The organism is Bradyrhizobium sp. 139 (assembly GCF_023074175.1).
In the GTDB taxonomy this organism is placed as follows: domain Bacteria; phylum Pseudomonadota; class Alphaproteobacteria; order Rhizobiales; family Xanthobacteraceae; genus Bradyrhizobium.
This window is the reverse complement of record NZ_JADPKS010000084.1, coordinates 101,380-118,641: the sequence shown is the minus strand read 5'-3', so window position 1 is coordinate 118,641 and position 17,262 is coordinate 101,380. Positions and strand designations below refer to the sequence as shown.

The window sequence follows — 17,262 nt, the reverse complement described above, 5'->3', positions numbered from 1 at the left end:
CTTCGGATCCGGCCACCTGCGAAGAGGTGCGCCGCTATCAGCTCCATCTGGGATCGAGCGCTGTCGGCGTCCCGATCATCGACCAGAGTATCTCGACCTTACGGTTCTTCTTCAATATCACCTTACGGCGTCACGATATCGTCGAACACACCCACATCATCCAAGAGCCGCGCAGGCTGCCGGTGATGCTGAGCGTGGAGGAGTGGCGCGGCTGCTCGATGCCGCCCGGGCCCCAAATACTAGCCCGCCGCTGGCCCGCGTGAAACGATCGTTCACCGGCAACTCGCGCATTTTGGCAGCAACGGCCGGTCCATCAAGCGTGTCTGCGGCTTCGACCGCCTTCACATCGTGCATCACCGCACCACAGGTACCGGCATGAATCATGTAGGCGCCTTCCTCGCCGTCTCGATGAAAACCTTGGACCCCGAGCCGCTTCCGCACCGCGTTGCTGTTTGAGTATGAGGATGTCCTGATCGTTGGCAAAGGATGCAAGCTCGGCCGGCTCGACAAAGAAAGCTCGCGACCCCTGCCGCTGGTCGTGCTCCCTTCGGCGGAGAACAAGAGGGCGTTGGCCGGCTTCATCTTACGCGATCTCGCTACGGCGTTTGCAGTGCCGGCAGTGCTGGTCGGCGCCGAATTGGCGGCTATCGTTCCGCGACCGCTGGCGCGTGGGCTCGAGCAAGCCCATGCGATCACGAACTATGAACTGCCTTACATCGCGAGGTCCTTGCAAGCTCGGCTGCTCTGGTACGAACACGCGCAGGACGAGCCGTCCCACGAATCGCTTTACGAGGTGCTCCGGGCGCGCCATCGAGGAACGCAGGCGCGCGCTAGCTAAGGATTGCGACTTCAACCCAAAGACCGGTGTGCAACCCAGTGCGCAGCGATGGCGCCCGATATCGGAACCCAACGCTCGCCCTCGAAAGGCTGCGGCCCGCGATGTGCGCACACACTAATCGTGCGGGCTGGTGTTGACCGTGATGGCCCGGAAGCGCGCAGAATCTTTAGCGTGGTCGATGCTTATTCATGTTCTGCCGCGAAAGATCGTCACGGCAACGGACTAGCCCCAAATGTCAGTACAGTCCTGTCCCCGAAGAACGGACCGGACGTCCGTTTTCCGTGTCCGCAAGTCCACGCGCCCGATATCAGCTTTGACAGGCAACTCGCCTAGCCCCAATGGTGGAGAGGTCCGCGACAGAAGTTGCGAAATCTGGGAAGAAGGCCCACACATCCCTTCGTACAAGGTCAAGGTCGGCCGCCAAGCTTCGAATCGGTCGTGAAAATTGAAGGACACCGGCATGGAAAAGTCCCCCCAAATCGGCGACAGGATTACTGACAAATCAGCATCGCCCGATGATGGCACCGTTCGGGACTGGATCGGACCGGGCACGTTCAAGCATTGGGCCTCTCTGCAGAATTGGATTGAGAAAATGTACCCCGGGGTCTTCGCGCCGGAATGGCTCTATGGCGGCAAGAAGCGCGGCTGGTCCCTACGCTACAAGAAAACAAGGGCATTTTGTACCTTGCTGCCGGAATACAGGCGGTTTTCCGCCGTGGTGGTCTTGGGGGGAGCAGAACGAGATAGGTTTGAGGAGCGCCGTAATGCCTGGCGCTCGCAGTTGATCAAGCTTTACGATAAAGCCAAGACATACCCGGATGGTAAATTCCTCACAATTGCCATTTCATCCGCAGATGATCGGCATGATGTGACGGAGCTTTTGACTATGAAGCGCCCTCCACGCTCGGGCGCTTGAATGTCGCGGAAGTGTTAAGTCTAACGAGGGAAAGACGCTGGATAGGTGTAAAGAAACTCGCTAGCAAGTTTCGGATATTGACCATTCGGCCGACGAACCTCGCGACGTCGTTGCACGATGCGTTATCGTGTGAAGAGTTGCTCCGGCACACCAACTACCGTCAATATGCTCGGCCAGGAGTGTGGTTACGATCTGCCCTATATGACCAGTGCTGTCAGCGCTAACGCGCGGATTCTATGAACAAGATGTAGGTTCTACTCGACCAGAGCGACGCATGCGGCGCCGGCGGCGGGGCTAGTCATTGTTCCCCGATCACATCCGCAGCCCTTTAGCATCAGGCCTTCCGTAGGTTGGCCGACCAAGTAGATGCTGACTCCAAACGACATCACGCTGAGCGAACGCGAGAAGCGCTCGTTCTCCCTCAGGCTGTCATCCGGCAAGAGGTCTAGGCGCGCGGCGACACCGAAGCGAACACTGGCTGCGTTAATCGTCTTCTTAGCTATCCGGTTGGCGGCATTCCCCGCTGGTATGAAAACTATACATGCCGGCTATTGGAAAGCGTCGTCCCTTGTTGCGATCAATGTGTGAGCTTTCGCGGATTTCATGAGTGCGGTTGATTGACTCATGGCTGACCCCCTAGGCGGATCAAGAGGCATTCATGGCTTTCACATTAAAGATCAACGGCTCACCCCATGAGATCGATGTCGACGGCGACATCCCCTTGCTATGGGTGCTGCGCGATGTGCTCGGCATGACCGGGACCAAGTTTGGTTGCGGCCAAGCATTGTGTGGCGCCTGCACGGTGCATATCGACGGCCGACCGGCCCGCTCCTGTCAGACGTCGGTCGATAGTATCGGCGACAGCGCGGTTACCACCATCGAGGCGGTTGGGCGCACGCCGCAAGGCGCCGCCTTGCAGAAGGCCTGGCTGGATCTGGAAGTAGTGCAGTGCGGCTACTGCCAATCCGGGCAGATCATGTCGGCGGCGGCATTGCTAAAAGAGACTCCTAAACCTAGCGATGCGGATATCGACTCGGCGATGTCGGGAAATGTCTGCCGTTGCGGTACCTACCAGCGCATCCGCGCCGCGATACAGCTAGCAGCGGGAGTGTGAAGCATGGTTAGCCGAATTCGAACGAACCACACCGAGGGTGAAAGCGCCATGTCCCGGCGCACGTTTTTTCAGGGGACAGGTTTGCTGCTCGGTTTTGCTATGACCGGTGCACGCACAGAGCCCGTGTTCGCAGCGCGTGCTTCGCAGGTAACGGAAAACGAGGTTATGGGCACTTTCGCGCCGAACGGATTTATACGGATTAATCCAACCGGCGTCGTCACCCTGATTATTCCGATGATCGAAATGGGACAGGGGGTTTACACGTCGCTCTCGATGCTTCTCGCTGAGGAACTGGAAGTGAAGCTTGACCAGATTCAGGTTCAGCATGCGCCGCCGAATGATGCTCTTTACGTCAACTCGATCATAGGCATTCAAAATACCGGTGGTTCCGCGTCTGTCCGTGCCTTCTGGACACCGCTTCGTCAGGCAGGGGCAGTGGGCCGTAGTCTGCTGATCGCGGCAGCGGCAAAGCGCTGGAATGTCGATCCGGCAACTTGCCGCGCTAAGGAGGGCGTGGTGTTCGATGCACCAGGCTCGAAGGAATTGAGCTACGGCGAACTTGCGAACGCCGCGGCGAAATTGACTGTGCCGCCTGCAGCAAAAGTGAAATTGAAGGATCCGAATGAGTTCACCTTGATCGGCACGCGTGCCAAGCGTCTGGATTCAGCAATAAAAGTCGATGGGCGCGCGCTCTACGGTATCGATGCGCGACTGCCGGGTATGAGGGTTGCGGCGGTTGCTATTGCGCCTGTGCTCGGCGGCAAGGCGAAAGCATTGGATGAGAAGGCCGCGCTGGCGGTAAAGGGCGTCCGGCAGGTGGTCAATATAGATGAAGCCGTTGCCGTGCTGGCGGATCACATGGGTGCGGCGAAGAAGGGGCTCGAGGCCGCCTCCGTCGCCTGGGACGACGGGCCGAACGGCAAGGTCAGCAGCGCCGATATCGTGAAGCAATTGGAGGAGGAATCCAAAAACCCGGGCGCGGTTGCCCGTAAGGTGGGTGATGTAGGGAAGGCAATTGCGGAGGCAGCACAACGGGTTGACGCCATCTATCAGGTGCCTTTCCTGGCGCATGCGGCGATGGAGCCGATGAACTGTACTGTTCATCTGCAGAAGGATCGTTGCGATATTTGGGTCGGTACACAGGCGCCTACGATCACCCAGGCTCAGGTGGCCGAGCTCACCCGCCTGCCGATGGATGCGATCAAAATTCACAATCATCTGATTGGCGGTGGGTTCGGCCGAAGGCTGGAGGCCGATGGGACGATCCTCGCCGTCAAGATCGCCAAGCACGTCGACGGGCCGGTTAAGGTGATCTGGAGCCGCGAGGAAGACATCCAGCACGATATGTATCGGCCGTATTATCTCGATCGGTTGTCGGCTGGACTTGATGCCGCCGGCAAGCCGGTTGCCTGGATGCATCGAATCGCCGGATCCTCAGTCATGGCTCGCTACTATCCTCCGTACTTCAAGGACGGATTGGATCCCGATGCGATAGAAGCCGCCGCCGAGCCGCCCTATGCGCTGCCAAATGTCCACGTCGACTTTGTCCGGGTCGAGCCAACAGGTGTCCGGACGTCTTGGTGGCGCGGAGTCGGACCAACTCACAACGTTTTTGTGGTCGAAAGCTTCATAGATGAACTTGCGCATGCCGCGAAGCAGGATCCGGTCGCTTATCGCAAGGGATTGCTTGGCCACAATCCGCGAGCACTTGCTGTTCTGTCGCTTGCCGCGGAAAAAGCGGGATGGGGAGCACCCCTCCCCGCGCGGCATGGCCGCGGGATTTCGGTGCAATTCGCATACGGAAGTTATACGTCGCAGGTCGCCGAAGTCGAAGTGGCCGCGAATGGCTCTGTCAAAGTCAAGCGGATCGTCTGTGCGATTGACTGCGGCATGTACGTCAATCCAGACACGATCGAAGCACAGATTCAAGGTGGAACGCTTTTCGGTCTGACCGCCGCTCTCCATGGGTCAATCACGTTCAAGGATGGTCGGGTCGAGCAGAGCAACTTCGACAGTTATTTGCCAATGCGTATCGACGAGGTGCCGGTCGTGGACACGCACTTGGTTAAAAACGCGGAAGCTCCAGGTGGTGTCGGTGAAGCTCCGACAGCCATTGTCAGTGCTGCGGTGACCAATGCGATCTTCGCCGCGACCGGCAAGCGTCTGCGCAGCCTGCCGGTTGATACAAATGTGCTGAAATCGTCGTCTTAGTCCTTGCCCCATCATCCCGCGCGCGTCGCAGCGTGGACGGGTGACGGTTAAGGCTCTTGCGCGTAACGACCATGAGAGTGGCCGCCTTCTCCGCTCGGAGAAAATCACCTCTCAGAAGGAGCCCGTCGGGCTGCAAATTCGATCCGGTTCAAGCTGTCGCGTCGGCTTCCTAGTAGGCCAGCAACGGAAGTACGGAACGGTCCATTCAGGGTAATATTTCGGCTCCTTAACCTGCCGCTGTCGCCTAGCTGATTCGAATGCCGCACATACCCGCGATGATCGCTGCCGAGATCAAGGCGCTTATTGCGATGCCCGCGCCCCAAAGACGATTTGCAGCGAACCGATCGACGCCATGCGCGATCAGTACCATCCGTAATCCCGACACAAGGTGACTTAGGACAAAAAACACGCCCAGCGCGTAGTGAGGCAAAAGGCGGATGTTCCATGCGTCGTGAATCAGCCCGCTCGGGGCGCCGATCGCGAAATTCCAATCTGTGGGTATGCCGAGAAACCTTCTTGCGTAGATGAAAACCGAGTTCATGTGCCCAAGGATATACACCGAGAGGTAGGCCCCCGAGGCGACCTGAAATGTCCGATGGAAGCCCTGCGGGGCGGCACTCCAATGCCATGCCAGAAACAGCCCGGTGCCAATCTGAAAAAGCATCGCCACGACCAACAGCGGTTCACCCACGCCAGAGCGGTAGACAACGCGGCCGATCTTCATGACGGCCGCATGTGCGTCGGGGCCGATCAAGCCAAACAGATGATTGGCTAGATGGAAAGCGACGTATAGGCACAAGACCCCCGCCGTTATTCCGTGGACAATGCGCCAGCGCCCCACGGTTGGCCCCGTTGCCGCGGCGCGATTGCCGGCGGTCTGTGGCCAAATCGCGATCGTAAGCCAAAGCGCGCACCACACGAGTTCGTCAGGGAATGGGCTATGAATCAGGACCTGAACGACGCCAAGAAAGACGAAGAGCGTTGGGGTCGCCGCGCCGGCATAGGCGAGCCGCCGCGTCACGGGATCGGCGTCGGGCCGGCAAGCGAGCGCGAACGCGAGGAACGGCACGACGAACGCCATGGCCAGAATCAAGGTCGCGCCGGCAATTGCGAATGGCGAGGGCGTTGCGGCCTGCGTGACGACGACGGCATGAAAGGCCCGGAGTAGAAAAGGGTAGCAAACGGCAGCCGCTGCGGGAGTCAGCGCCAAATAGTCAAGGCGTGGCCCGAACGCGGCGCTTCGGTCCGGCGGCTGAGCAAACGCCATCTTGAGTCTCCTGAATATCAAGCGCGCGATGCGGCCGAACCGCCCGAAGGCTTGCAAAGTGCAAGCCCCCCACCATCGGCGTTATGAAGAATGATCCCAGCCCAGGTTCCAAGCGTATCGCTCTCGGGAGAATCGCTAGGGCGGCTGTGAATACCACGCTCCGCGCGGGTTCGTGACGGACTGCCGCAGACCAACACCGTCAACATTTCGACTCTCAACCACGGAGCCGCCGCCTTCACGCCGCTGTACGCCTGCCCAATCTCGAACGGACCGTGACCGGATCCTCAGGTGCGTTCAAGACCGACGTCGTGAACAGGACAGCGGCAGCGAGGATCCAATAATACCAGGCGTCGATCCCATCGAATTTGCAGGCAAAGGGTGCGATGACAAACACCACCCCGACTGCGCGATCCACCCAAAGGTGCAGCCAGTAGGGAATGATGCGGACGAACCCGGTGGGATGGTCGGTCAGGCCGGCCAAGAGCAGCGCGGCCACACCGACGACAGCCGAAAGCCACATTGCGAGCGGTCCGCTCTGGCCGAGGTTCAGCACGAACGGCATTGCAATTAAGACGATCGCGACGGGATAATCGATGAGGTAGGCGTGGATAGACTTGGTGATGAAGCGGAATGACATCGGTGTCTCCTACGTGTTTCGTTGCTACAGTGGGTCCTTGCGACGCGGAGAGTGCATCGACCCAAGCGGACGACTCGGCGGTCCTAAGCTGGCGAGCGCTCGCTAAAACAGTCACGGGACAGCTCAGCTGAGGAACGGTAAGCCAGCACGCCAACCATTAGAAATGCCGGGTCGTTATCGTTTTCATTCCACTCGCCTGGTGCAATAGAAGCGGGTTAGTCGGCAGAAGTGAACGCATCCGCTCCTCGCATGCGCTGAAAAGTTGCAGCGTCGTCGCGGATTGGCGCCACTGCCTGTCACCCTGCCCCAGCCGCGGTCATCTGAGTCGGCTTGCCTTCGTTCTTTCCTTCCGCGAGGTTGCGGACCACCACATAGAAGATGGGTGTGAAGATCAGGCCGAACAGCGTAACACCTAGCATGCCGAAAAAGACCGCAACCCCGACCGCCTGGCGCATCTCCGAGCCGGAACCGGTTGACACCACGAGCGGCAGCACGCCTAGGATGAAGGCGAACGAGGTCATCAGGATCGGCCGCAGGCGGAGCCGGCAGGCCTCGATCACCGCCTCCAGCCGCGACCTGCCCTCGAGCTCGATATCACGCGCGAACTCGACGATCAGGATCGCGTTCTTGGCGGCCAGGCCCACCAGCACCACAAAGCCGATCTGTGTCAGGATGTTGACGTCCTGGCCCAGGATACGCACACCGATCGTCGCGGCAAACAGGCACATCGGCACGATCAGGATCACCGCAAACGGCAACGTCCAGCTGCCATATTGTGCGGCGAGCACGAGATAGACGAACAGCACGCAGATCGGGAACACATAGAGACCGGCATTGCCGCCCGTCACTTGTTGATAGGATAGATCGGTCCATTCGAGGGAAAAACCGCTCGGCAACGTTTCGTCGGCGACCTTCTGGATGGTGTCGAGCGCGGTCGTCGAGCTCACACCTGGCGCAGGCTCACCTTGTACCTCGGACGCTGAGTATAGATTGTACCGCGCGACACGGTCGGGCCCGGAAATGTCCTTGAAGTCCACGATGCTACCGAGCATCACCATGTCGCCGACAGCGTTGCGGGTGCGCAGCCGCGCAAGATCGCTGGTCTCCTTCCGGAACGGCAGGTCGGCCTGCGCCGTGACGTGGTAGGTCCGCCCGAACAGGTTAAAGTCGTTGACATAGGTCGAGCCAAAGTACGTTTCAATCGTGTCGGTGATGCTGGCGATGGGCACGCCGAGCTTCTGCGCCTTTACGCGATCGACATCGACGAACAGCTGCGGTGTGTTCGCCGAATAAGGCGAGAACACGGAGGTCAGCTTTGGCGACTTCTGCGCGGCTCTGACGAGTTCGTTGGTCGCAGCCGCGAGCAGTTCGGGACCGCGCCCTTGTCGATCCTGGATGCGGATAGCGAAGCCGCCGCCGGTGCCAATGCCCGGCACCGCGGGCGGTGGAATGACGATGATGAAAGCGCCCTGGAGCGTCGACAGCCGCTTGCGCAGATCGGCCGTGATTGCAATCGCCGTCAACCCCTTCTTCTGCCGTGCCTCCGGCTCGTCGAACACCGGGAACAACGCCGCGGCGTTGCCGGCCTGCGTGCGAGTTGCGCCGGAAAAGCCGCTGAATGCCGCGACCCGGACGACACCCGGCGTATCCAGTGCAATCCGCTCGATCTCGCGCACGATCGCAGCGGTTCGCGCAAGCGACGCGGCGCCCGGCAACTGCACCGAGATGATGAGGTAACCGCGATCCTGCGCAGGGATAAAGCCCTGCGAGGTGGTCGCGAGCAGCCAGCCGGCGCTGCCGATCAACGCGACATAGAGCAACAGCATCGGCGCGGAATGCCGGATCCCCAGGAATGCCACAGCCGCATAGCCATTCGACAGCCAATCGAACACACGGTTGAAGACACCAGTGAAGGCCGACCAGCCGCGCGCGATTAGGTTCCAACGCGCAGCCGACCGCTTCTCCTCATGCGGGACCAGGATCTGCGAGGCTAGCGCGGGTGAGAGCGTCAGGGAGCAGAAGCAGGAGATCGCGGTTGCGACCGCGATGGTGACAGCGAACTGCTGGAAGAACTGCCCGGAGATGCCACCGAGGAAAGCTGTCGGCACGAACACCGCGCAGAGCACCAGTGCGATCGAAACCAGTGCGCCGCCGACCTCCCCCATGGTCTTAAGCGCCGCCTCGCGCCGGCTCATACCATTCCGGAGATGTCGCTCGACATTCTCGACCACCACGATCGCGTCATCGACCACGATGCCAACGGCGAGTACAAGCCCGAACAGCGTCAGATTGTTGATTGAGAATCCGAGCGCGGCCATTACCGCGAAGGTACCTACCAGCGACACCGGGATCGCGATGATCGGGATGATCGCAGGTCGCCAGCCCTGCAGGAATACCAGCACCACGATGACGACGAGCGCCATCGCCTCGTAGACCGTCTTGATCAGCTCGTGGACCGACTGGGCGATGAATTCGGTGGGGTTGTAGCCAATATTGTAGTCGAGCCCCTTCGGGAACCTCTCCTTCAGCTTTGCCATAGTCGTAGAGATTGCCTTCGCTGTGGCAAGCGCGTTCGATCCAGGCCGTTGGGTCACTACCATTGCAACCGCCGGCTTGCGCAGGATGCGGCTGCTGGTGGCATAGGAGAGCGCACCGAGTTCGACGCGGGCAATGTCGCGCAGCCGCACCGTGCGGCCGTCCGAGCCGGCCTTCACCACGATGTCCTCGAACTGCCTGATGTCCTTGAGGCGGCCGGTGAAGACGAGATTCGGCTGGAACGCGCGATCGGCGATCGGCGGCTCCGCGATCTGGCCGCCAGCGATCTGCAGGTTCTGCGCCCGAATCGCCGCCATTACTTCGGTTGAGGTCAGGCCGAGATTGGCGATCCTCTCCGAGTCGAGCCACAGCCGCATCGAGTAGTCGCGCGCACCGAACATCTGAATGTCACCGACGCCGTCGAGCCGCAACAGCTGGTCGCGGACCTGCAGCAGCGTGTAATTGGAGATGTAGAGCTGGTCGAAACTCTCGTCGGGGGACAGCATGAACACGACCATCAGGATGTCGGGCGAGTTCTTGCGGGTGACGACGCCGTTGCGCTGGACTTCCTCGGGCAAACGGGGCTGCGCGATTGCGACCCGGTTCTGCACCAGCACCTGGGCCTTGTCGAGATCGGTGCCGAGCTTGAAGGTGACGGTAATCGTGAGCTGACCATTAGAGGTCGCCTGGCTGTAGAGATAGAGCATGTCCTCGACCCCGTTGATCTCCTGCTCGATTGGAGCAGCAACGGTGTCGGAAACGGTCTGCGCCGAGGCGCCAGGATATTGCGTGGTCACAGTGACGGTCGGTGGCACTGCTTGCGGATATTCCGACACCGGCAGCGTCTGATAGGCGATCGTTCCGACGATCAGAAGCACGATCGACAGCACCATCGCGAGGATAGGCTGGTTGATGGAAAGTCTTCCGAGATTCATGGCTTGGCACCTGGCGGAGTCTTGTCACCCCCCAGCGTTTGCGACATGTTTGGCGTCACCTTGGCGCCGACGCGGGCGCGCTGAATGCCGTCGATGATGACGTGGTCCTCTGGGTTCAGGCCCTCGCGAATCACCCGCAGGCCGTCATCTAGAGGCCCGAGCACCACCGGCCTTGCCTCCACCCTATTGTCGTCCTTGACCACGAACACGATCTTGCGGGACTGGTCGGTTGCGACCGCGACGTCCGGAATCAGCAGCGCCTCATAGGGCGCGCTGCCGATCAGGCGAACGCGGCCGAACTGGCCGGGTAGGATCGAGAGATCTTTGTTGGGGATGATGGCGCGGCTGCGCAGCGTCGCGGTGGAGACGTCGAGCCGGTTGTCCAGGAAGTCCATCTTGCCCTCATGTGAGGGCTTCGTTTCGCCGGTCAACGACACCTGCACCGGGTTCGCGGTGTCGCGCGAACTCGGCCGCCTGCCTTGAAACCACAGCTTGCTGTTGCGTTGATAGGTCGGCTCGTCGACATCGAAATAGATGTAGATCGGATCGAGCGACACGATCGAGGTCAGCAGGGTCGCGCCGCTTTCGCTGCCCTGCACCAGATTGCCCGGGGTCACTAGATGACGGCTGACGCGGCCGGTGATCGGCGCCAGCACATGGGTGAATTCGACGTTGAGCTGGGCGGCCTTCAATGTACCCTCGGCCTGCGTCTCAGCCGCATGAGCCGCCTGCAAGGCCTGACGGCGCTGGTCGACGACCTGCTGCGAGACCGCGCTAGTTTGAACCAGGGTCAGGCCACGGTCGAGTTCACGCTTCGCAAGCTCTTCCTTGGCCCGCGCGTCGTCGAGTTGCCCCTGGGCCTGCAACGCGACCGCCTCAAACGGGCGTGGATCGATGATGTAAAGCAGATCGCCTGCATGAACGATCGCACCATCCGTGAACGCGACCCTGTTGATGAAGCCGCCGACGCGAGCGCGGACCTGAACCTCCTCGATCGCCTCGAACCGGCCGGTGAACTCATCCCAGTCGGTGACTGTTCGTTTCACCGGTTGCGCGACTGTCACCGAGGGTGGCGGAGGCGCGGCCGCCTGCGATTGCGCCTTGTCTTGGCAGCCAACGAGCGCCAACGCAAGCAGCAGAACGATCGGCGCGCCGCTGCACCGAAGGCGACGAAACGAACTACACGCGGGAGGTTCCGCCTCCGCTAAGGACGGAGGTCGCAGTGTTAGCGTGCCCATGGAACGAGGATTTCGAATACATCGTTGCTTAGCATGTCGACCCTCTCTCAAAGATTCCCATGTTGGTCCGCGTGCCGACCGCGAAACCGTAAATATCCCTCGACGATACTTTGGAGAGTGACCTTGCAACGTCGGCGACTGAAATCACCTCTTGCTATGGAGTCGATAAACGGTCGTTATTGCCGCTCGACCCGCGAGCACGACGCCTAGCGAGGGACCTCAGAAGCCGCACCGCACTCGAGGGCGCCGCGTTACTCTGCAGAGGCTTCTAGGCCGCGTGCAGTCACCGGCTATCGATGCCGCCGCGAAGTCGCGTCAAGGGCGCCGAGCAAAGCTCGTACGACGAGCTTCGTTGCGTCCTCCTGGGACTTAACTGGCGCAACCATCACTGAAGGAGGTCACGCCTCGTTTGAGGACCGAGTGTGGAAAGCGGCGTGCTCGTCCACGTTCTGGGACTTCGGCTGACTGGAACTTAATGCATTCTTCGTGACCGGAAGGACCGTAGGCGCGCCACACGCATTGATGGAGTTGTTCACCCGGACGTCGATACGCTCTACTGAGCATTCCTGGCGATTATGGAAATGATAACTTTACCTGAAGGGTCTTCGGACTTACTTGCTGAACGCGCTCGCTTGCGTGGACGCAAGGCTGGGATCTCCCACCACAGCTAACATCTATTTCCTGCTGTCACTGGCGGACATGCTCATCGAAGTCGACGGATCAATCATTCGAAGGATCGGGACCTAATCGTGACCAAGATTCGCGAAGTTGTTGTCGCAACCGACCCCACCAATCATGGCGCGCTGATTTGCCATGTCGGCGAATCTCGGTTTGCTGTCGGCGGCCCAGATGGCATCGGCCACAATTCTTCTGGACCCAATCCTTACGACCTTCTCAGCGCGTCTCTTGCCGCATGCAGTGCTATGAGCGTTCGTTTCCAGGCTCAGCGCCAGAAACTACCGCTGGAGCGCGTGGAGGTGGGCGTCAGCTTCCATCACGGCTCCCGAGGCGAAAAGGATTCGTTCGAGCGCACCGTGGTGCTTGAAGGAGACCTCGACGCGCAGCAGCGCACATTCTTGATGGAAGCCGCAAACCTCTGTCCCGTAGGCCAAATTCTCGGTACTGGTGCGGATATTACCACACGTCTGGACGTTACAACCTCCGGCCACCAAGAAAGCCCTCAGGCCAGCTACGAGGATGACGTGGCTCTGCTCCGGATTCCGAATATTACTCCGGATTGACCGTCTCTCGTGCCGTCGATCATTGCACCGGGGCATCGCAGTCTGTCATACCCGCAGGGTCTTCAATTCGCAACACGCGATGCCCCGCGGGGCATTCGCTCCGCCGACGCGCTCTGGGCTTTCGCGTCCATGGCATCGATTACATAGCCACCCGTCATTAGACCATCGATTTTCACGACCGTACTTTTGCTCGTCTGCAAGAGAACTTGAAAATGACGACACACCACACACAGGGAGGCCGATGATGAAGGCAATTGTCGTAACGGACCAGGCGGCGGGAACTGCGGGTATGAGGCTCGTGGATCGGCCCCAGCCGCGAGCGGCGATCAACGACGTCGTCGTTCAAGTTCATGCGTCGGGATTCGTCCCGACTGAGCTGGAGTGGCCCTCTACATGGACCGACCGCCTCGATCGTGACCGAACACCGTCGATTCCCGGACACGAGCTGGCCGGAGTGGTCGCCGCCCTCGGCTATGGCACAACGGGGTTGTCGGTTGGACAGCGGGTGTTCGGCCTCGCCGACTGGTATCGCGACGGCACCCTGGCGGAGTATGTAGCAATGGAGGCGCGCAACCTCGCCCCGCTCCCGGGTGACGTCGACTTCATAGTAGGCGCGAGTCTGCCAATCTCGGGCCTCACGGCGTGGCAGGGACTCTTTGTGCACGGCCGCCTTCAGGCAGGGCAGAGCGTTCTCGTGCACGGCGCGGCCGGCGCAGTCGGATCAATCGTGACACAGCTCGCACGAGAGGCCGGCGCTTACGTCATCGGCACCGGGCGTGGCGTTCATCGTCAGAAGGCGCTCGACTTCGGCGCGAATGAGTTCGTTAGCCTCGACAACGACGTCCTGGAAGACGTCGGCGGAGTCGATCTGGTGTTCGACGTAATCGGCGGCGACATCGGGAAGCGTTCCGCCCGCCTGATCCGAGCCGGAGGAACGCTGGTGTCCATCGTCGGGCCGAGCGAGGCGCGCGCTGCCGACGCCTTGGCGGTCGACTTCGTCGTCGAATCCGATCGTGCCCAACTGACTGAAATCGTCCAGCGGGTGCGGGACGGGCGACTGCGGACGAACATCGGCACCGTCTCGATCCTCGATGACGCCGTCGCCGCTTTCAATCCGACCGAGCGCATCGACGGGAAGACGATCATCCGCACTCGTCCCTGAACGACGTGCGCCTTCGATGCACGTGGCCGGGCGCGTCCTATCGGAAGAGCCGGAGCAACGTGGGAAACTACCGAGCGGGCTCCGTAGCATTTCCAGTAAAAGGAGCAAAAGCCCTCGTTATCTCAGCCTATTCCCTCACGCAGAACAACAACTTGACCAACGGAATCACCATGACCAGCAGAAGAACTATGACCAATGAGGTCATCGAATGCATCCTGAGCCGCCGGGCCACGAAGTACTACGACCCTGCCGCCACGTTGAGCGACGACCAAATCCGCGAGTTGGTTCGAATCGGGACCACCGCGCCGACATCCTTCCACTTGCAGAACTGGCGCTTCATCGCCGTGCGCACGCCGGAAGCCAAGGCTCGCCTCAGTCCGATCGCTTGGAGCCAGCCCGCGATCACCGAGGCGGCTGTTACTTTCATCATCTGCGGCCAGTTGGCCGACTCCAGCGTAGTACCCGAGCGTCTGGCACCGCTGGTAAAAGAGGGCATCATGCCGGCAAAGATGGTGCCGGAATGGGAGATCCCCGCACGGGACCTGTACATGGAATACCCGCAGCGCCAGCGCGACGAGGCCGTACGCACCGGCACCTTCGGCGCGGCGGCGATGATTTATGCGGCCCGCTCGCTAGGCCTGGGTTCGACCCCGATGATCGGTTTCGATGCTGAAGCAGTGCACCGCGAGTTCGCGCTTACGAAGGACGAAGTACCGGTCATGCTGTTGTCCGTAGGGGCGGAGCGTCCGGGAAACTGGCCACAGAAGCCGCGGCGGCCGGTGGCTGAAGTGTTGAATCTGGTCTGATTATGAGTGAAGCCAACAAAATACAGAGAACATGATGCCTAGGATTGCAGCTCTAAAGCCGGAACAAGTGCCACCCGAGTCGAAACCGACCCTCGACATGTTCACCAAGAACATCGGGTTCACGCCGAACATGATGGCGACTTTCGCGGCAAGCCCGATCGCGTTTAACGCATGGGCCGCCCTGCTCGGCTCCTTGAGCAAGTCGCTCGACGTGAAGACGCGTGACAGCATCGGTCTCGCTGTGTCCGAAGTGAATGGCTGCGACTATTGCCTGACGGTTCATAGTTTTACGGCCGATAATATGGCCAAGCTGCCGGCCAATGAAATAATTCTCGCTCGGATGGGTCACGCCAGCGACCCGAAGCGGGACGCCGGGATCCAGTTCGCGCGCAAAGTCGCCGAGACCCGCGGTAAGATCAGCGACGCCGATCTGAAGACCGTCCGCAATGCCGGCTACACGGATGCGAATGTCATTGAGATCGTCGCGCTCGTGGCCATGTACTCCCTGACGAACTTTTTCAACAATGTGTTCGATCCCGAGAAGGACTTTCCCGCCGTTGCGCCGGCTGGCTCGGTCTAAACTCCATCCGGTCGTATCGAACACCTCCGAGAGTGCTCAGCGCGTTCATGTGATGCGAGCGCAACACCACTGCCCGGATGCGCCCAGGAAAAAATGGTGGAGCGCCTCCGGGCGTTTTGGTACGTGCCGACGAGGAGTTTACGAAAAGCCAGAACGGCGATTGTCACTATGAGGGACAGCTTGGCAAGTGCGAAGGAACACAGGATCGGCGCGATACCGAGAAGAGGCCGGGCTCGCTCATAGGATCGGAATTGTTATCAGCTCGAAGTCTTAGCAAAACGGCAAACTGGCACTCGCGACATGAAGCGAAGCAACGATAGCGGAATCGGAGAAGACCGTTGATGTGAAACAGTACGTGGCGTCCGCTTCCCTCAATAGGCAATATCTTAGGCCGAGCAAGATGATTAGCCTACCCATGGAGCAACTTACTAAGCGGTAGTCCTCGATGACAACGTTTCGCCTCGCATCAGGTAGCACTCACTGTCCTTGTTATCTCGTCAAATTCAGCAAATCTACGCTCCTCGTGTAACCAAGGGCTCGGCAATCTCTTCACATCACCGGATAGTTCGGCGACAACGTCTCGGGCGAGCGCCCTTTTCGACAGGGTTGATGCTCTTGCTTGGCGCGAAGCCGATTTTTCGCTTTCGGTGAGAAGGCCAACGGCGGTCGTGATAAACTTGCGGCCCATGTCATCCCAATAGAGTCTTGGTTGGCGCAGCTAGTAGCTAGTTTGACGAGGTCGTCAGCGAGCTCGCTATCGGTATCAAGGACGGAGACAGCAGCGTTGCCGAGTGACTTGCCGCGTTCCGGCTGATCGAACGGGCAGCGCCCAGCGGTTCCGGCCAGTCCGCGGCGCGGGCCCCATGCCTGCGGCTCGGGCCGCTCCACAATCCTCATCCCGGCAGTTCCTGTAACCTGCTCCGTTACGACGGTTGCCTTCATAACAATTGCGACCCAGGCGCATAGGCATCCGGACGCGTCACACGATCGGACACGGAAGCTTCCTCATGACGGTTAGGTCGAGCGCCGCGAGCGCTTTCTCTCTCGCTAGTGTCGCCCGGTCCCCAGCGAGGAATGCGGTAGCCTGCACGGGAAGGAATTGCACGGTTTTCAGCCCGATGCTGCCCAGTAAAGCCGATAGATACGGCGTGAGAAAATCGGGCTGGTTGGCTTTCTCGCCAGTAAAGACTCCACCGGAAGCGATGCCGACAAACACCGGACGATCCCGGAGCAATCCCACCTTCCCTGCCGGGGTCGACAGGAACGTGCGCCCCGCGCGCAGGATTTGGTCGATCCACGCCTTGAGCACCGAGGGAACGGTCAGGTTGTGCATCGGAGCTCCGATAACGACGACGTCGGCCGCCTCGACTTCCCGAATAAGTGCTTCGGAAAGATCCAGCGCGCTGCTCGGCGGAGCCGCCAACGTGGCCGGCGACGACGGGGCGGTGGCGTAGTCGGGCGAGGCATGCGACAGGGGACAACTGCCCAGATCTCGCCGGCTGATGCTTGCAGCAGGGGCACCCGCAAGGAGCTTTTTCACGATCGTCGCCGAAAGCTGCCGGCTTTGCGGTTCTGGACGCGGGCTACAATCAATATGAAGGATCTTCATGCGAGCGATCCGCATGGCGCTACGAAACCCACGCTGTCAACCAGCGCTTCAAGTTCGTACAAGCGTCGCACTTGAATTCGTCGGCTGGATGAACCGGTAACGTGTTGACGATTTCATTTGTCTAGCACTCAATGGAATTGACGGTATTTGTCCTTCCGGGTCGGCTTGAGCTT

14 protein-coding genes are annotated in these 17,262 nt (G+C 60.2%); 9 read left to right on the top strand and 5 right to left on the bottom strand.

The annotated features are described in order from the left end of the window. The first annotated feature begins 26 nt into the window (after nt 1-26). The 5 genes from IVA80_RS20520 to IVA80_RS20495 all read left to right on the top strand — a co-directional run bounded on the left by IVA80_RS20520 (nt 27) and on the right by IVA80_RS20495 (nt 5,079). Nucleotides 27-263 (top strand): hypothetical protein, encoded by a 237-nt coding sequence (locus IVA80_RS20520; protein ID WP_247434402.1) that lies wholly within the window; start codon nt 27-29, stop codon nt 261-263. A 305-nt stretch (nt 264-568) separates the two neighbouring features. After that, nucleotides 569-838 carry a hypothetical protein gene (locus IVA80_RS20510; RefSeq protein WP_247434399.1) on the top strand — a complete coding sequence of 90 codons (270 nt, stop codon included), beginning with the start codon at nt 569-571 and terminating at the stop codon, nt 836-838. Between the two features lie 460 nt (nt 839-1,298). Beyond that, nucleotides 1,299-1,754 carry a DUF3788 domain-containing protein gene (locus tag IVA80_RS20505; protein ID WP_247434296.1) on the top strand — a complete coding sequence of 152 codons (456 nt, stop codon included), beginning with the start codon at nt 1,299-1,301 and terminating at the stop codon, nt 1,752-1,754. 658 nt (nt 1,755-2,412) lie between these two features. After that, nucleotides 2,413-2,868 (top strand): (2Fe-2S)-binding protein, encoded by a 456-nt coding sequence (locus tag IVA80_RS20500; protein ID WP_028141233.1) that lies wholly within the window; start codon nt 2,413-2,415, stop codon nt 2,866-2,868. Between the two features lie 48 nt (nt 2,869-2,916). Continuing rightward, nucleotides 2,917-5,079 carry a xanthine dehydrogenase family protein molybdopterin-binding subunit gene (locus tag IVA80_RS20495; protein ID WP_247434293.1) on the top strand — a complete coding sequence of 721 codons (2,163 nt, stop codon included), beginning with the start codon at nt 2,917-2,919 and terminating at the stop codon, nt 5,077-5,079. A gap of 244 nt (nt 5,080-5,323) precedes the next feature. On the opposite strand, the gene IVA80_RS20490 is transcribed toward IVA80_RS20495, so the two are convergent. The 4 genes from IVA80_RS20490 to IVA80_RS20475 all read right to left on the bottom strand — a co-directional run bounded on the left by IVA80_RS20490 (nt 5,324) and on the right by IVA80_RS20475 (nt 11,691). After that, the gene (locus IVA80_RS20490; RefSeq protein WP_247434290.1) at nt 5,324-6,346 is read right to left on the bottom strand and encodes a hypothetical protein; all 1,023 of its coding nucleotides are present in this window, start codon (nt 6,344-6,346) and stop codon (nt 5,324-5,326) included. 235 nt (nt 6,347-6,581) lie between these two features. Beyond that, a complete protein-coding gene (locus IVA80_RS20485) occupies nt 6,582-6,983 on the bottom strand; it encodes a hypothetical protein (RefSeq protein WP_009859394.1) in 402 nt (133 codons plus the stop codon). Nucleotides 6,984-7,279: 296 nt separating this feature from the next. Continuing rightward, complete coding sequence (locus IVA80_RS20480) at nt 7,280-10,453, bottom strand: multidrug efflux RND transporter permease subunit (RefSeq protein ID WP_247434287.1); 3,174 nt, start codon at nt 10,451-10,453, stop codon at nt 7,280-7,282. Continuing rightward, on the bottom strand, nt 10,450-11,691 hold the full coding sequence (locus IVA80_RS20475) for an efflux RND transporter periplasmic adaptor subunit (protein ID WP_247434284.1): 1,242 nt from the start codon (nt 11,689-11,691) through the stop codon (nt 10,450-10,452). Before IVA80_RS20475 ends, IVA80_RS20480 begins: the two co-directional genes overlap by 4 nt. Nucleotides 11,692-12,440: 749 nt before the next feature. On the opposite strand from IVA80_RS20475, the gene IVA80_RS38125 reads away from it, so the two are divergent. From IVA80_RS38125 to IVA80_RS20455, 4 genes are all read left to right on the top strand, one after another. Further along, nucleotides 12,441-12,932 carry an OsmC family protein gene (locus tag IVA80_RS38125; protein ID WP_247434281.1) on the top strand — a complete coding sequence of 164 codons (492 nt, stop codon included), beginning with the start codon at nt 12,441-12,443 and terminating at the stop codon, nt 12,930-12,932. 244 nt (nt 12,933-13,176) lie between these two features. Then, nucleotides 13,177-14,094 carry an NADP-dependent oxidoreductase gene (locus IVA80_RS20465; RefSeq protein WP_247434277.1) on the top strand — a complete coding sequence of 306 codons (918 nt, stop codon included), beginning with the start codon at nt 13,177-13,179 and terminating at the stop codon, nt 14,092-14,094. Between the two features lie 188 nt (nt 14,095-14,282). Continuing rightward, entirely contained in the window at nt 14,283-14,900 is a 618-nt protein-coding gene (locus tag IVA80_RS20460; protein ID WP_131233064.1) for a nitroreductase family protein, read from the top strand. A 34-nt stretch (nt 14,901-14,934) separates the two neighbouring features. After that, complete coding sequence (locus IVA80_RS20455) at nt 14,935-15,480, top strand: carboxymuconolactone decarboxylase family protein (RefSeq protein WP_247434273.1); 546 nt, start codon at nt 14,935-14,937, stop codon at nt 15,478-15,480. Between the two features lie 979 nt (nt 15,481-16,459). Here the strand turns inward: IVA80_RS20455 and IVA80_RS20450 are convergent. Next, the gene (locus IVA80_RS20450) at nt 16,460-17,089 is read right to left on the bottom strand and encodes an NAD(P)H-dependent oxidoreductase (protein ID WP_247434270.1); all 630 of its coding nucleotides are present in this window, start codon (nt 17,087-17,089) and stop codon (nt 16,460-16,462) included. Nucleotides 17,090-17,262: the final 173 nt, after the last annotated feature.

Excerpts from the sequence above, each read along its gene's own strand:
- IVA80_RS20505 (WP_247434296.1), top strand. The coding sequence starts at position 1,299 with ATGGAAAAGTCCCCCCAAATCGGCGACAGGATTACTGACAAATCAGCA.
- IVA80_RS20500 (WP_028141233.1), top strand. The coding sequence starts at position 2,413 with ATGGCTTTCACATTAAAGATCAACGGCTCACCCCATGAGATCGATGTC.
- IVA80_RS20495 (WP_247434293.1), top strand. The coding sequence starts at position 2,917 with ATGTCCCGGCGCACGTTTTTTCAGGGGACAGGTTTGCTGCTCGGTTTT.
- IVA80_RS20490 (WP_247434290.1), bottom strand. The coding sequence starts at position 6,346 with ATGGCGTTTGCTCAGCCGCCGGACCGAAGCGCCGCGTTCGGGCCACGC.
- IVA80_RS20485 (WP_009859394.1), bottom strand. The coding sequence starts at position 6,983 with ATGTCATTCCGCTTCATCACCAAGTCTATCCACGCCTACCTCATCGAT.
- IVA80_RS20480 (WP_247434287.1), bottom strand. The coding sequence starts at position 10,453 with ATGAATCTCGGAAGACTTTCCATCAACCAGCCTATCCTCGCGATGGTG.
- IVA80_RS20475 (WP_247434284.1), bottom strand. The coding sequence starts at position 11,691 with ATGGGCACGCTAACACTGCGACCTCCGTCCTTAGCGGAGGCGGAACCT.
- IVA80_RS20465 (WP_247434277.1), top strand. The coding sequence starts at position 13,177 with ATGAAGGCAATTGTCGTAACGGACCAGGCGGCGGGAACTGCGGGTATG.
- IVA80_RS20460 (WP_131233064.1), top strand. The coding sequence starts at position 14,283 with ATGACCAATGAGGTCATCGAATGCATCCTGAGCCGCCGGGCCACGAAG.
- IVA80_RS20455 (WP_247434273.1), top strand. The coding sequence starts at position 14,935 with ATGCCTAGGATTGCAGCTCTAAAGCCGGAACAAGTGCCACCCGAGTCG.
- IVA80_RS20450 (WP_247434270.1), bottom strand. The coding sequence starts at position 17,089 with ATGAAGATCCTTCATATTGATTGTAGCCCGCGTCCAGAACCGCAAAGC.